This is a genomic window from Gluconobacter sp. GP1 (assembly GCF_032913585.1).
In the GTDB taxonomy this organism is placed as follows: Bacteria; Pseudomonadota; Alphaproteobacteria; order Acetobacterales; family Acetobacteraceae; genus Gluconobacter; species Gluconobacter cerinus.
The window spans coordinates 1-15,184 of sequence record NZ_JASGXC010000002.1 but is presented as its reverse complement, the minus strand read 5'-3'; the positions used below and the strand labels follow the sequence as shown (position 1 = coordinate 15,184).

At 54.8% G+C, this 15,184-nt stretch carries 15 protein-coding genes; 4 read left to right on the top strand and 11 right to left on the bottom strand.

Annotation, left to right across the window (positions count from 1 at the left end; translation table 11 throughout):
• Positions 1–2: 2 nt before the first annotated feature.
• The 7 genes from R5H23_RS04640 to R5H23_RS04610 form a co-directional block, all read right to left on the bottom strand.
• On the bottom strand, positions 3–1,151 hold the full coding sequence (locus R5H23_RS04640; protein WP_317214631.1) for a dihydrodipicolinate synthase family protein: 1,149 nt from the start codon (positions 1,149–1,151) through the stop codon (positions 3–5).
• A gap of 9 nt (positions 1,152–1,160) precedes the next feature.
• A complete protein-coding gene (locus R5H23_RS04635; RefSeq protein ID WP_046900153.1) occupies positions 1,161–1,928 on the bottom strand; it encodes a 3-ketoacyl-ACP reductase in 768 nt (255 codons plus the stop codon).
• Positions 1,925–3,067, bottom strand: coding sequence for an acyl-CoA dehydrogenase family protein (locus R5H23_RS04630; RefSeq protein ID WP_046900154.1), 1,143 nt, complete (start codon positions 3,065–3,067; stop codon positions 1,925–1,927). The genes R5H23_RS04635 and R5H23_RS04630 overlap by 4 nt, the downstream gene beginning before the upstream one ends.
• 160 nt (positions 3,068–3,227) lie before the next feature.
• Positions 3,228–4,487 carry a glycerate kinase gene (locus R5H23_RS04625; protein ID WP_317214630.1) on the bottom strand — a complete coding sequence of 420 codons (1,260 nt, stop codon included), beginning with the start codon at positions 4,485–4,487 and terminating at the stop codon, positions 3,228–3,230.
• A gap of 44 nt (positions 4,488–4,531) precedes the next feature.
• Entirely contained in the window at positions 4,532–6,103 is a 1,572-nt protein-coding gene (locus R5H23_RS04620) for an acyl CoA:acetate/3-ketoacid CoA transferase (RefSeq protein ID WP_317214629.1), read from the bottom strand.
• A gap of 91 nt (positions 6,104–6,194) precedes the next feature.
• The gene (locus R5H23_RS04615; RefSeq protein ID WP_317215070.1) at positions 6,195–7,787 is read right to left on the bottom strand and encodes a GMC family oxidoreductase N-terminal domain-containing protein; all 1,593 of its coding nucleotides are present in this window, start codon (positions 7,785–7,787) and stop codon (positions 6,195–6,197) included.
• A gap of 2 nt (positions 7,788–7,789) precedes the next feature.
• Positions 7,790–9,286 (bottom strand): aldehyde dehydrogenase family protein, encoded by a 1,497-nt coding sequence (locus R5H23_RS04610; RefSeq protein ID WP_317214628.1) that lies wholly within the window; start codon positions 9,284–9,286, stop codon positions 7,790–7,792.
• Positions 9,287–9,764: 478 nt separating this feature from the next.
• On the opposite strand from R5H23_RS04610, the gene R5H23_RS04605 reads away from it, so the two are divergent.
• The 4 genes from R5H23_RS04605 to R5H23_RS04590 all read left to right on the top strand — a co-directional run bounded on the left by R5H23_RS04605 (position 9,765) and on the right by R5H23_RS04590 (position 13,214).
• On the top strand, positions 9,765–10,418 hold the full coding sequence (locus R5H23_RS04605; RefSeq protein WP_211498774.1) for a TetR/AcrR family transcriptional regulator: 654 nt from the start codon (positions 9,765–9,767) through the stop codon (positions 10,416–10,418).
• Positions 10,419–10,794: 376 nt separating this feature from the next.
• Positions 10,795–11,172 carry a S24 family peptidase gene (locus tag R5H23_RS04600; protein WP_317214627.1) on the top strand — a complete coding sequence of 126 codons (378 nt, stop codon included), beginning with the start codon at positions 10,795–10,797 and terminating at the stop codon, positions 11,170–11,172.
• Entirely contained in the window at positions 11,172–12,431 is a 1,260-nt protein-coding gene (locus tag R5H23_RS04595; RefSeq protein WP_317214626.1) for a DUF4113 domain-containing protein, read from the top strand. Before R5H23_RS04600 ends, R5H23_RS04595 begins: the two co-directional genes overlap by 1 nt.
• An 87-nt stretch (positions 12,432–12,518) precedes the next feature.
• Positions 12,519–13,214 carry a hypothetical protein gene (locus R5H23_RS04590; protein WP_317214625.1) on the top strand — a complete coding sequence of 232 codons (696 nt, stop codon included), beginning with the start codon at positions 12,519–12,521 and terminating at the stop codon, positions 13,212–13,214.
• A gap of 204 nt (positions 13,215–13,418) precedes the next feature.
• Here the strand turns inward: R5H23_RS04590 and R5H23_RS04585 are convergent, their stop codons facing one another.
• The 4 genes from R5H23_RS04585 to R5H23_RS04570 form a co-directional block, all read right to left on the bottom strand.
• On the bottom strand, positions 13,419–13,649 hold the full coding sequence (locus tag R5H23_RS04585) for a hypothetical protein (protein ID WP_317214624.1): 231 nt from the start codon (positions 13,647–13,649) through the stop codon (positions 13,419–13,421).
• Positions 13,646–13,933 carry a hypothetical protein gene (locus tag R5H23_RS04580; RefSeq protein ID WP_317214623.1) on the bottom strand — a complete coding sequence of 96 codons (288 nt, stop codon included), beginning with the start codon at positions 13,931–13,933 and terminating at the stop codon, positions 13,646–13,648. The genes R5H23_RS04585 and R5H23_RS04580 overlap by 4 nt, the downstream gene beginning before the upstream one ends.
• A gap of 132 nt (positions 13,934–14,065) precedes the next feature.
• Positions 14,066–14,230, bottom strand: coding sequence for a hypothetical protein (locus tag R5H23_RS04575; RefSeq protein WP_317214622.1), 165 nt, complete (start codon positions 14,228–14,230; stop codon positions 14,066–14,068).
• Positions 14,231–14,492: 262 nt separating this feature from the next.
• The coding region (locus R5H23_RS04570) for a hypothetical protein (RefSeq protein ID WP_317214621.1) at positions 14,493–15,184 on the bottom strand (692 nt) is incomplete at its 5' end.

The window sequence follows — 15,184 nt, the reverse complement described above, 5'->3', positions numbered from 1 at the left end:
GATCAGGCCCCGTACACCGACAGAAGGGACTTCATGCGGTGCACAGCCAGATCCGGGTTCCGCAACAGGCCGCAGCCATCTGCGAGACGGAAGATCTCCGTGAAATGCTGGAGGGACCGCATGGACTGCGCACCATTCAGCATGACGAAGTGATCCTGAAAGCCATTCAGCCAGGCCAGAAACACCACACCCGTCTTGTAGTACTGCGTCGGGGCCTGAAAGATCACACGAGCGAGTGGAACAGTCGGGTCGAGAGCGTCGTGAAAGCCTTTCACGTCCCCCTCGCCGAGCAGTTTCACACCACGAGCAGCAAGCGGTGCAATCGGATCAAAAATGCCGAGAAGTGCGTGGCTGTAGCCCTGCTCGTCACCAGCGATCAGTTCCGGGTAATTGAAGTCATCACCCGTATACATCCGCACGCCCTTTGGCAGGCGGCGGCGCATGATTATTTCCTTCTCCTTGTCGAGAAGGGAAATCTTGATGCCGTCCACCTTCGCGACGTTTTCTTCAATGATGCTCAGGACTGTTTCCAGCGCCTCATTGAAATCATCCGTGCCCCAGTAGCCTGCCAGAGCAGGATCGAAATCTTTGCCCAACCAGTGCAGAACGACAGGCTCATCACAAGCAGAGAGCACCTCGCGGTAGACCCGCTTATAGTCCTCAGCACTGGACGCCACGCGGACGAGGGCACGACTGGCCATCAGAATGACGCGTGCGCCAACTTTCTGGATCGCTTCGACCTGTTCCAGATATGCTGCAAGCACATGATCGACGGAGCGTGCATCCTTCGGGTCCAGATGGTCTGTCCCCGCACCGTTCACGATCATCGCATCGGGCAGTTCGGCCTTGGTGCGACGGATCAGATCCAGCGCACCGGGCCAGTCCAGACCCATGCCGCGCTGGGCCGTGTCCATCGCTTCAGCAATACCGAGGCCCATGCCGACGAGATAGCGACGGAACTCAAGCGTCTTCTTCCAGTCGATCGTAGCGCGGCCGGACGGTGCATTATCCGTAAACGGATCAGCGACGACATGGGCCGCCGAATAGACGATCCGGGCCGGATTGGCAGGAAGGACACTGCGAGGAACAGGGGTACCGATCAGATGGTAATCCATCTTCCGGCCGGTTTCGTCGGGCAGGATGATCTTCATAACCGTTTCTCAGAAGCGCGGCACAAGCATTCCGGCATCCGCCGAAATAACCTGGCCTGTGGTGTAGGGCAGTTTCCCGGTGGCAAGGGCCGCAATGATGCGCCCCATGTCCGAGGGCTCTCCAACACGCGGAAGCAGGGTCAGCCCCTCTTCCGCGCGCTGGCGGTAGTGCTGGATGACGGCAGCCGTCATTTCTGTAGCGATCAGGCCAGGCTGAACGTCATAGACCGCGATATTCTCGATCCCGAGACGCACAGCCAGAGCCTTGGACACCATGGCCGCCGCAGCCTTTGACGCGCAGTATTCAGACCGTTGCACCGCCACAGCCGTCGCGTTCGACGATGTGACGTTGACGATCGAATGGAACGCATCAGCTGACCGTTCCCGGCTCAGAAGGCGCTTTGCAAAAGCCTGTGAGAGGAAGAACACCGCCTTCGCATTGATCGTCAGGCAGCGGTCCCAGCTTGCTTCGGACACATCCAGCAGGTCACCCCGCTGGAGAACGCCGACGCCCGCATTGTTCACCAGCGTTGTCAGCGGGCCGAGTTCGTCTTCAATCCGCGCCAGAACACCCTCATGGGCGCTGATGTCGGACACATCGAACGGGGCGGCTACAACCTTGGCGCCCAGCCCTTCCAGACGGGCCACGGCTGCACGCAGTTCTGCATCATCAACCGGTCCATTTACCGCTAAAGAAAAGCCTTCTTTAGCGAGCGCTTCCGCGGCGGCCAGGCCGATCCCGCGTGAAGAGCCGGTGACGAGAGCGACCTGTCTCATGTACGGGCGCCCTTCTTGAGCAGTTCACGCGCTATGATCATGCGCTGGATCTGGTTCGTACCTTCATAGATCTGTGTGATCTTGGCATCGCGATACAGACGCTCAACTTCAAAGCCACGGATGTAGCCGGAGCCACCAAAGACCTGCACAGCATCCGCCGTACGGGCCACAGCCACGTCACCAGCAAAGCATTTTGCCATGGAGCAGGAGCGCGTGGCGTCCTGACCGTTATCGATCTTCACCGCAGCGGAATGAACCAGCAGACGGGCCGCTTCGATGTCCTTGGCCATATCGGCCAAAAGCCACTGAACCCCCTGGAATTCGGAGATGTGCTTGCCGAACTGCTTGCGCGTTCCGGCATAATCGACAGCGGCTTCAAGACCAGCCTGTGCGATGCCAACAGCGAGCGCCGCGATGCCCACGCGTCCCTTGTCCAGCACGCTCATCATCATGTGGAAGCCACGGTTCATCTCGCCCAGAAGAGCATCCGGGCCGAGGCGCACATCGGAGAAATCAAGCGCACCAACCTGGCTGGCCCGCTGACCCATCTTGTGCTCTTTCGGGCCGCGCTCAACGCCCTTGGCATGCAGGTCCACAATGAAAATGGACATGCCACGGTTTCCGGCTTCCTTGTCCGTCCGTGCCAGAACGAACCCGAGATCCGCCACCGGGGCGTTATGGATCCAGATCTTGCCGCCGTTCAGAATCCAACCATCGCCATCACGTTCAACTGTGGTGCGAATACCGGACACGTCCGTGCCGGCTTCCGGCTCGGTGATGCAATAAGCAACCTTGCGCTTCATGGAGAGAATGTCTGGCAGCAGTTTCTTCTGCTCATCCGTGCCGTGACGCACCAGGAGCGTGGAAATCAGTTCCACCAGGCCACACTGATCGGCGATGCTGGCATAGCCGCGGGACAGTTCTTCCATCACGACGGCATAGGTCAGGGTATCGAAGCCAGGCCCTCCCAGCTCTTCCGGAACTGCAATGCCGAACAGGCCAAGACGGCCCATTTCTTCGTAAATTTCGGCCGGAAAGCGTTCTTCACGGTCGAGGGCCTCAGCAGCAGGGCGGATGACTTCATCCACGAAGGACCGTGTGGTCTCGCGAACCTGCTCCTGCATTTCATTGAGAAACATAACCCGATTCCCTTAATTAGTAACTAACCAGTTAGTTAGTATAATGACTGATCTGTTTTCAAGGCCATTCTGCGTTTTGAAATCAAAAGAACTTGATGTTCATAATACCCAGAATGAATTCGTTCTCGTTAAGGAACAGTTTTTACTTCGCCATCTTTTTCTACCTCAGCAGAATAGCGCGAAAATCATTGACGTTTGTCCCGGTAGGACCTGGCACAAATAGGTCATCTAGTGCCTCAAAGGCAGTATAGGCGTCGTTTTCCGCCAGCAGGATGGACGGATTGATCCCGCGCGCGCGCAGTCTTCCCATACTTTCGCCATCTGCAAAGGCACCCGCATTGTCCTCAGACCCGTCAATTCCATCTGTATCCGCAGCGAGTGCGGAAACCGGAAGGCCCTCAGCCGCGAGCGCAAACGACAGGAGAAACTCCGTGTTGCGACCACCCCGTCCACGTCCACGCAATGTCACCGTTGTTTCTCCCCCCGAGAGGATGACAACCGGCTTCTGGAATGGCTGATTACGAATAATCACTTCACGCGCGATCGCTGCATGGACCTTCCCGACATCCCGGGCTTCCCCTTCAATCGCGTCGGACAGGATAACAGCAGAAATTCCAAGATTCCGGGACGCTGCGGCTGCCGCCTCAAGAGACAGATGAGCCGACGCCACGATACGCACTTCGTTCCCGGCAAATGCCGGATCTTCCGGACGCGGCGCCTGCCCCAGCTCTCCGTCAAGCCATGCCTGCACTTTAGACGGCAGTGCGAGCTTCCAGGCCTTGGCCATATGCCGCGCGTCTTCGCGTGTTTTCGTATCAGGCACGGTTGGTCCAGAGGCCACCTGTGCCGGATCATCGAACGGTACATCCGAGACTATGAGTGAAACGACTCTCGCCGGGGAAGCCGCAGCGGCCAGACGACCGCCCTTAATCCCCGAAAACTGCTTGCGGATGCTGTTCATGACAGAAATCGGCGCGCCAGAAGACAGGAGAACCCGGCTGAGCTCCGCTTCATCTTCCAACGTGAATCCTTCTGGCGGACATGGCAGCAAGGCTGACCCACCTCCGCAGATCAGAGCAACGACCAGATCATCCGGACCTAATCCGCGCACCGCCTCAAACAAAGCCGCCGTTGCAGCCAGACCGGCTTGATCCGGAACAGGATGGGAAGCCTCCAGAACGCGGATCTGTTCTGTAGGGTAGCCATAGCCATAACGGGTGACGACAACGCCTTCCAGCGGACCATCCCACACGCGCTCAAAGGCTGCGGCAAGCTGGGCTGCCCCCTTCCCGGCCCCAACCACGACCGTCTTGCCTTTCGGGCGTTCCGGCAGGTTGGCAGCCAGCACGAGGTCTGCATCGGCCGCGGTAATGGCGGCATTGAACAGACCTGTCAGGAAACTGTGATCGTCGACTGTCATGGCTTCTTTCAGACTCCACTCACGGAAAGGACGGCCTGGGGCGTTCAGAGCTTGAGCCCCATCACGGCATCCTTGAACAGAACGGCATCCATTTCCTTCAGTTCAGGCGAAACCTTTAGCGTAGTGGACGCCTGATCGAGCACGTCTTTCTGCAAGTCGATGCCCGGCGCGATTTCCGTGACCGTCAGTTCACCGTTCAGAAGCTTGAGAACACAGCGTTCCGTCACGTAGGTGACGTCCTGGCCTGTTTCGGTGGCTCTGCGCCCTGAGAAGCTGACCTGATCCACCTCTGGCACGATCTTGGAAATCTTGCCTTCCCGATCAATCACGAGCCGGCCGTCCTCAATGTGCATCTTGGCTCCGGCATTAAAATTGCCTGAGAAGATGATGCGCTTGGCCCGTGCCGTAATGTCTACGAAACCGCCCGCCCCTGCCGTCCGATGCGGCGTGGCAGCAAGGCGGCTGACGTTAACAGACCCATCAGCCCCGATCTCAAGGAAGGACAGCAGGGAGCAGTCAAAACCGCCCGCCTGGAAGTAGCTGAACTGATGGGGAGAAGCGACGAACGCCTCGGCATTACTGGCGCAACCGAACTTGAAATCCAGCAGCGGAACGCCGCCAACCGGCCCCTGTTCGATGACCCATGTCACGCTGCCATGCAGGCCTTCTTCCAGCAGGATGCGCGGCACATTGGCGGAAATCCCGAAGCCAATGTTGACCGCCCAGCCATCCTTCAACTCCTGCGCCACACGTCGCGCAATCACCTTGCCCGGATTGAAATCCGGAATAGCGAAAGACGACAGAGGCCGAAAAATCTCGCCAGAAATTGCTGGGTCATAAGGTGTGGCAGTGGTCTGAAGCTGATCCGGGGCTTCCACAACAACGTCCACCAGAATACCCGGCACTTTGACGTCATGCGGCTTCAACGTGCCCTGTTCTGCCACGCGGCGGACTTGCGCGATGACCAAACCACCATTGTTATGAGCCGCCAGAGCCATTTCCATGGCACCCAGCGTGGCGCCTTCCTGTTCGAACGTCAGATTGCCATTTTCGTCCGCAGTCGAGGCGCGAATGATCGCAACGTCCGGCTTCAGCGCCGAGAAATACAGCCAGTCTTCGCCCTCGAAGTCCATATGACGCACGATGGGATTGGAGCGTGCGGTCTCATTCATCGCACCGCCTTCCCGCTTCGGGTCCACGAATGTATCGAGACCAACTTTCGTCAACACGCCAGGACGCAGAGCCGCACCTTCGCGCAGCATGTCGAAGATAACGCCAGATGGTAGGTTATAAGCGGCGACGTCCTCGGCCAGAATGCGCTGCCAGATAAGCGGTGGCTCAGCATTGCTGGGACCGGACGGGTAAGACCCGCCGATGATCTTTTTGATCATGCCAGGCTGGGCGATGTGATCCACGCCTTTGGTCCCGAACATGTCACCCGTCGCGATCGGATGGATCGTCGTCAGGCTCTTCGGGGCCGCTTCCTTTTCAAAACGTTCCCCGAGCGCCTTCAGAACGTCGTCGGGGCACAGAAGCCCGGACGATGCGTTGATCGCAATGGTGGAGCCATCCTTGATAAGACTGACGGCTTCCGCTGCGGTTCTGGTCTTGGTCATTGCCTTTGATCCACTATAACTATCTTGTTAGTTACTTATGATCTTGTAAAAATCGCGATGCATGAGGCGCCGCTTGAGAAGGTTATCGTTCTCAAGCATTCCCCAGAATAAAGTCCGCCGCTCGTTCACCAATCATGACCGTTGCCGCATTGGTGTTAGACCCAAGCAGCGATGGCATGACCGAGCTATCGCAAATCCGGATGCCCTCCAGGCCATGCACATGCAGGCGTGGATCAACAACGGCCATTTCGTCCCTGCCCATTTTGCACGTACAGGTCGGATGATAGGATGTGCGACCCTGCTGACGAGCATAATCCTCATATGCCTTGAGCGTACGCCCACCGCCTTCTGGCAGGCAGACCTTGCTGATGTATTTTTGCAGCGAGTGGCTGCCGAACATTTCATAGCTCAGGCGAACGCCCTCAGCGGTTGTCCGCAGATCGTCCGGGTGACCCAGAAAATTCGGATCCACAACCGGTGCTTCCCGAGGGTCAGACGAACGCAACGTGACAGACCCGCGCGCTTTTGGACGGAGCGTATAGCTGTTGAGCGTGATGCCAGACGTCCCTTTCGGAACAGAGGCCACACCCGCTTCCGCGCCAGCGCCCGCCAGGAAGTGGAACTGAAGATCCGGGCAGCTTGCAGCCGGATCGCCGTACCAGAAAGCTCCGCCTTCCACGACGTTCGACGCCACTGGACCACTTCTGAACAGCGAATATTGCAGGCCAGCCCACATCATCCACTTGTACTGGTTGTACTTGTCGAAACTGTCATGGCCTTTCAGCTCAGCAACGATATCGACACCAAAGTGATCCTGTAGATTCTGACCCACACCCGGCAGATCATGAACAACGGGAATACCGTGCTCTTTGAGATGCGCAGCCGGACCAACGCCAGACAGCATCATCAGCTTCGGCGTACCGATTGCACCGGACGTGACCAGCACTTCCTGCTCAGCACGCGCAGTGTGCATCTGCTTGTCCGCAATGTACTGCACGCCGACTGCGCGCTTCCCCTCGAAGACAACCTTCAGAACCATCGCACCAGTAATAACCGTCAGGTTCTTACGCTTCAGAGCGGGACGCAGATATCCAACGGCCGTAGAGCAGCGCCGGTTATTGCGCACCGTCAGCTGGTAAATACCAGCGCCCTGCTGAACTGGACCGTTAAAGTCAGGGTTATACGGAATTCCGATTTCCTGGCAGCTCTGTACGAAGGCGCGGCTGACGGGATTGGGGCAATCCAGGTTCGACACGCCGAGTGGACCATCCGTTCCGTGCCATGATCCGGCAAGAATGGAATTTCCCTCAGAGCGGATGAAGTACTTCTGGATGTTTTTGAAGCCCCAGCCGTCAGCTCCCTCCTGCTCCCACCGATCGAAATCAGACGGATGGCCACGTGTGAAAACTTCGGCATTGATGGATGAACCACCACCAAGAACACGCGCCTGCACATAAGGAATCTGGCGGTTATTGGCGTGCTTCTGCGGTGTGGTGACAAGCCCCCATGTCAGGGGGCCTGTCGTCATTTTCGCAAAGCCAACCGGCATGTGAATGAGCGGATTGGTGTCACGCTTGCCTGCTTCGATCAGGCAGACGCGCACCGCCGGGTTTCGGGAGAGACGGGCGGCAAGAACACATCCTGCCGAGCCGCCACCAACGATAACGTAATCGAAACCAGTCATCATTATGCGATCCAGTGCGTCCGTTTGCCGAGATCTACGTGAACGGATTTGATCTGGGTGTATTCTTCCACCCCATACATACCCGCTTCACGACCCCAGCCAGACTGCTTGAAACCACCCAGCGGCATTTCAGGGCCGCCAGCCATGATCGTGTTGACCCAGAAGCGCCCGGCCTGAACCTTACGCGTCACCTTCAGGGCCTTGCTGATGTCCTTCGTCCAGACAGACGCGGCCAGACCATAAACCGTGTCATTGGCCAGGGAGATCGCTTCCTCAAGCGTGCTGAACCGGAAGACGGACAGCACAGGGCCAAAGATCTCGTCAGTCGCAATGGACATATCTGGCTTCACATTCGTGAAGAGCGTTGGCGCAATGTACTGCCCACGACCCAGATCGACCTTGTTACCGCCACACAGAACGCGCGCGCCTTCGGCCTTCCCCTTCTCGATATAGTCGAGAATGGTTTTGTTCTGAGCATCCGTCGTAATGGCGCCAATCTGCGTTTCCGGGTCAAACGGGTCGCCCACGCGGATCTTTTCCATCTTGGCGACAACAAGCTTTTCAAACTTGTCAGCTACAGACTCTTCAACGATCAGACGGCTGGACGAGACGCAGCATTGCCCGGTGTTGAAGCTGATCCCAAAGGCTACCGCATCGGCCGCATCTTCCAGATCGCTGTCCGCAAAGACGACAATCGGGTTCTTGCCACCAAGCTCTAGGCCAAGCTTCTTGAGGTTGCTGTCTGCGGACGCATGGATACAGGACCGGCCAACACCCGTGGAACCAGTGAAGGACAGCATATCCACATCCGGATGCTGCGTCAGAGCCTGACCGACACTCTTTCCGGTGCCCGTCACGACGTTATAGACGCCCTTTGGCAGGCCCGCTTCCGTCAGAATATCGGCAAGCATCAGCGTGGTTGCGCTGGTGACTTCCGCTGGCTTCACGACGACCGTGCAGCCAGATGCCAGAATGAACGGCACGCGCTCACACAGAATCATGAACGGGAAGTTCCAAGGCGTGATGAGGCCAACGACACCCACCGGCTCGCGCAGAACCATTCCGAACAGGCTTTCGCCCAGATTGTTGAAGCTGTCGCCGTGCAGAAGGCGCGCGGCACCGGCAGCCATCTCGAAACAGGAAATACAGTTGTCGATCTCGGCCTTGGCCTGAGAAATCGGCTTGCCGTTTTCCAACACTTCCCAAAAGGCGATGTCATCGCGACGCTGCCTCAGAAGCTCAGCCGTTTTCAGCAGGATCGCACTGCGTTCTGAGCTTGCCAGACCAGCCCATGTGCCGTTCTCAAACGCACGACGCGCGGCGACTACGGCATCATTCAGATCCTCTTCCGTGCAACGTGCAATTCGCGTGACAATAACATCATGACTGGGAGACTTGCGCTCGAACATCTCACGTCCGTGGCGCCACTCACCATCGATGAAAAACCCAAAGTCACGAGCCACTCCGGATGGAGCCAGTTTCTGTGCCATCTTGTTCATTGACGGCTTCTCCCTGTCTTTTTTGACGAGCGCTCAATGACGCATCGTCGTTTCAGATTGTCCCGTGAGCAGACGGTCAGCGCACCAGGATTGTTTAACGGTAAAGATACTGTCGAACCGCCTGCCGTAAGCGGTGCGCTGGAAAGGGATTTAACTCTTACCCAGGCATTGGTTTGAAAATATTACTCTCCACAAGAAAGCCGCCCCTTCGAAAATGTTTCCGAAAAAACCGCTACCGCGGAATATTTTTCTCAATCCTGCCCCCTGGTTTCGCCCCTCCACAATGGAGAGATCAAAGCGCCTTTCGCACCATCTGGTTACTTTGGTAGCGCAGAATGGAAAATCTCATAAATCACGTTATAGTGATAAGTAAATCTCTTTTATATGTTATTTTTTATGTGATGTTTTGACGTCTGCGCGTTTCCGGCCATAAAGCGGGAACTTCAGGCCCGGCTCCAGCAAAAAGCGAGATTTCCCGTTGAGTGCACAGTCCCCAGACACACAGTCGCCCCGCCCTCGAATCCGCGACGCAGAAGCTACAAAAAGCCGGATTCTAGAGGCCGCAAAAAAAGAGTTTGCAAAAAACGGCCTTGAAGGGGCCCGCGTCGACGCAATCGCGCTGGAAGCCAATGCCAATAAGCGCATGATTTATCACTACTTTGAAAGTAAAGAGAAACTCTTCCAGACAGTTCTGGAAAATGCCTATTTCGATATTCGCGAATCTGAGAAAAAGCTGGATCTGGATAGTTTAGATCCTAGAGAAGCCCTTGAACGACTCGTCCGTTTTACCTGGAACTATTACATCCGGAACCCTGAATTCATTTCACTGGTGAATAGCGAGAATCTAGCACAGGCCCGGCATTTAAAGTCTTCAGAAACCGTCAAGATTGTCAGCAGGCGCTTCGTCGGACTCGTGGACACGATTTTAAAGCGCGGTGTGGCGCAGGGACTTTTCCGAGAGGGCGTTGACCCGGTCCAGCTCAATATCACTATAGCAGCCGTCAGCTACTACTACTTCACCAACCAGTATACAGGATCGATCATTTTTGAACGGGAACTGATGTCCGAGGCTGCTCAGGCAGAGCGCATTCGCTTTAACATCGAGACGATTTTGAGAATTGTTTCTCTGTGAGCCTTAGCCCCAAAATTCACGGAGCGAGAAAACGCGTTTTCTGGGCCAGTTAAGCCTAAGAATTTTAATTAAGCATCATATTTCAAGAAGAAAAGACTGGTGCTGCTGGACAGGATTGAACTGTCGACCTCTCCCTTACCAAAAATGTGCTCCATAGGAAAAACAGCCATTTTCTGAGGGAGCTACAGTCCAAAAATCTCGGTTTAGTCGATGCATGACGATAGTTTCCTGTGCCAATGGCACAGAAAGCTATGTCCGCTTTAGCATGATGACTTTCTAAGCATTTGAAATCTTTGCATTAGATAAAAACGTTTCAAATTTCATTTGACGTAGCCTCCTTTGTTCTCTTTCTGTTCTCACCAAGCAGGAGGAGAACATGGCGTATCAAGGCGACCGCACGACGGGTTTCGCATCACCGGCAGCTGACAACATCGAGGGTACCATCGACTTGATGGCCGCCGTCCTAGATCTGCGTCAGCCAAGCCGTTATCCCGTTCGCGTCGAAGGTGATGCCTTGGTCGGACGCGGCATCAAGCACGGCGATATTCTGGTGGTCGATTCTGCCCTGGCCCCAAGGGCCGGTGTCGTCGTGATAGCCAGCGTTGGGGATGATCTGCGCGTCTGCGAGCTGACACAGCGTCCCGACGGTTGGTGGCTTCGCCCGGCAGGTGCCAAAAAACCTCTTCAGGTGGATGATGACACTGACGTCTCAATCTGGGCCGTAGCGACCGGCCTAGTCCGCACAGACGTCTGATGCCTGTCTTTGGCCTGATTGACGGCAATTCGTTCTACTGTTCCTGCCAGCGTGCTTTTGAGCCACGCCTGAAGCGCAAGCCGGTCGTGGTTCTCAGTAATAATGACGGCTGCGCTATAGCCAGAACACGCGAAGCGAAAAGCCTTGGGATCAAGATGGGCGATCCCTGGCACTTCGCCCACAAACGGCCTGAAGCTCGACCGGTCGTCTGGTATTCGTCCAATTATGCCCTTTATGCCGACATGTCCCGCCGGATGTATGAGGTTCTTCAGGCACGCGTTCCTGCTGTCGAGCCATATTCGATCGATGAGATGTTCCTCGATTTAACAAGCCTGCCAGGTGACTTGTATCAGCGCTGCAAGGATATCAGGGAGGCTGTCTGGCAAGAGGCGAAAATTCCGACCTGCGTCGGGTGGGGACCAACAAAGACGATCGCCAAGCTGGCGAACGGGTTAGCCAAGGATCATGCGCGTCTCGACGGACTGTGCGATCTAACAGACCCGCTTGTCCGGACCGAATGGTACGCTGTCACCAGCATCGAGGAGGTCTGGGGAATTGGACGGCAAACTGTGAAGAAATTGCAGGCCATGGGTGTTGAGACGGTGGCAGACTTTGTGTCACTGGATCCGAAAACAATTCGCAGCGTACTGACCGTCGTCGGGGCTCGTGTCCAGGCCGAGCTGCGAGGCCAGTCCTGTCTTGCGCTTGCAGATGTGTCGCCTACCCGCAAGAGCATTGCCTCAACACGGACCTTTGGACGCCTTCTGACAGAATGGTCCGATATCCGTGAAGCTGTTGCACACTACGCAGCCAGGGCTGCAGAGAAGCTACGCGCCGAGCATCTTGAAGCTGCTCATCTGTCCGTTCTTATCCAAACGAATCCTCATAATGGTGATCCCTGGTACGCCAAGCATGTTGGTGCAGGGATTGACCCCACGGCTGACACCCGGGATCTGATCCGACATGCCACCCAGCTTGCAGAAGCTATCTGGCTTCCATCATATCGCTATTTCAAAGCAGGAGTGATCCTGACAGACCTTAGACCAGCCGGACAGCAGTCTCAGTTTTTTTTAACGCGAGATCCAAAAGTCTCATCTGCCGCTATGGCTGCCATGGATGCAATCAATGCGCGGTTCGGGGCTGGGATGATCCGTTCGTCTTCCACGGGGCTGAGTCGAACTTGGCGTCCAAGAGCATCACTGCTGTCCGGTCGTTACACGACTCATCTTTGTGAAATTGTGCAGGCAAGGAGCTGGTGACAGTGTATCAATAAAAAGTAACTACCTAATATATAGGAAATGATAGAAGTGTAATAAGTTATTTTCGAAATAAGGGATTTTTAAAATATGAGTTGGTCTACTATCCAAACTCTCTCTGGATGGGGAGGGGCAATCTTAATTTTCTATGCAGTTGCCTCAAACTTTTTTGAAGATTTTTGGCGTTCGAAAAAAGCAAATAGAATTACAAAAAAATCTAATCCATTATCGGAGACCGCTTCTGTAACGGATCGGGTTGGAGATAAAAATGTTAAATCTCGATATTATTATTTACATACTTATCTGCCTCTAATTTTTTCACTTTGTTTTGCAGTATTGAGTCAGGTGGCATCTCAATATGTAGGGGACGAACAAGAACATAGATTTACGAACATCGAGACCAAAGAGGCAGGTAGATCACTAACAACTAAAGCGCAGGAAGATTTATATTCAAGAGTAATATCGATTAGTTCCAATCCGCAAAAAGTTATTTTTATGATTTCTTCTTGTCCTGATTGCTACCAATTTGCAGAATCTATAGCCTCCCCCTTAAGAAAGGCGGGATGGGAAATAGTTTTTTATCCAGCAGTTAGGATGAATAGAAAAATATTTTCCCATGGCATTTCGTTTATGGCAAGATCTGATAATGCTATTCTTGAAGCTATTTGTTCGTCATTATTGATGTATGGATTTGACAATTTGGAGGGTGAGGCAGGTGAACCTGTAGATAATGGTGACATACAAATTTTTATTTATCCTGATCCAGTAAAAAATCCTACGAAATAAAGAGTTTTTATTTTATGCATTCTCGTACTTGGTCGCGAAGCCCAATGTAGTCTCCGATCCAGTGTATGGTCTGAGCGTGTGGATTTGCATGAAGCTCGTTAGCCAACGCCGTTTGATCGTCTTTAGAATAATGCACTATTGTAGGGCACGGTACATAGTGGGCGGGGGTACAGCCGGCGACTGTCAGAGTAAGTGCGATCCACTTCATGCGTTACCTCTGTTTAATCTCGCTAAGACATCGCTCTCAGTTGCTGGCTTATCCGTTTCAGCCTGGGCCATAGCGGAGGCCCGATTGAGAGCAGCTTGCGCATCTTTCACGTCATGGTCAGCCGTATCGGCTTTCTGCGACTTACCTCCGGCTCGATAGAGCCCGAGGGCCGACGCCACGCCCACAAGGAGCATGACGCCAACAATCGCCAGATTGGCGGTACTCACTGGGCAGGCTGGTTGAGGTCAGCAGCTTCGGCTGCAGAAGCCTGCACGACCGGACCGGCTGCTAGAACGCGCTCCAGTTCCGTAGCCCCTTCCAGCGTCTTGGTCAGAGCAGCATCGAGCGCGTTCACATCCACATGCCCAGCTAGACGGGAAATGCTAGCTGCCAGAACGCCCTGAAGCACAAGGCCGCCGACGCTGATGCCTTGCTGGACCGCAGGGGTGTCAGCCTTGCCCAGAGCCTGATTCACAAGACCTTCAAGGGCCGTCACAGAGTTAAAAGCCATACGTGTTTCTTCCATAAAAAAAGCCGCCTCGATGGGCGGCATTGCATCCGACGGTCTGACAGCTGGGGGGCTGCCTCCTTCGGAGATCTGAGGAATGAGAATGATCGATCCAAGACCAGCTGACGGGGCCAGTCAGGTCGGCGCTTTGGGCTTGCCCTTGCTGTCGAGGATCTGGACCCCACTGTCCACGCCAGCCTTTTTTAGAAGCGGCGCTTCAGCCCGTGTCGTCAGAACGGCCGTCATGCCGATCTTATAAATCGCAGATGCGTATTTCTGCTCAAACGCCAGAATGCTCATGATCTGGTAAAGGCGTGTCCACCTCGAACCGGGATCCGGCGGTGGAATTCTGGAGCGGAGGTATCCGCAGACATTCAAGAGGATTGATATGCTCACCAAGATCAGACCGACGCAAAAAAGATAAGCCGGAGGAACAAACCTCAGCAATGAAGCAAGATCCACAACGGTGTCTCCACATATGGAAAAACCGCCCCTCTGGGACGGCTTTTGATAAGACCGATGAAAATTTAAGATGCTCGCAGAGCGGGGCTGCCAGTGGCGACTATGGCGCCAAAGGCGTACCCAGGAGGACAGGAACCCATTGCCCCCCAGAGTAGATCACTGGCTGCGCATTCCCCCCGGCACAGTCTGAACACAGAGCCATGCCACCCTCCGCCCCCTTCACCTTCGATAGAAGCGTCGATTTTGTATAAGCCTGCATAAGCAACTGGCCGCCGTATGTGTTAGCGGCTGTTGCATCGCCGATCAGGATATTATGGGTCGCCGGATCAGAGTTGAAATATGCAAGATTGGTGTAGGATGCAGGGGCATCTGCTGTTGCCGGAACCGACGTTCCGAGGACAAGAGAGCTAGCCTGTAATGTCGTTTTTACGACAGCTAGACCATTGATATAAAAGACGCCCTTAGGCGGCGTAACCGAAGTCAATGCCTCATTTGAAATATTACTGAGGTTGACCGTTGTGGAAGAACCTACATACGTATTGTAAACATTATTACTACCATTCCAGCTGCCAGAAATACTGATCGCACCAGATTGCCAGCAGTTGTTATTGGATATTGTGCTTTGAGACACCGTATCTGTAGGAGAAACTATCGTCATACAGCTCCCATGCCAGATGCCGGACGTCTGATTCCCTGTAACCACAGATCCGTCAGAAACATACAACTGATATACAGGAGTGGTCTGGGAGGACGAGCCACCGAGTGAGTTTGCGCCGTTATCCGTGAATGTGG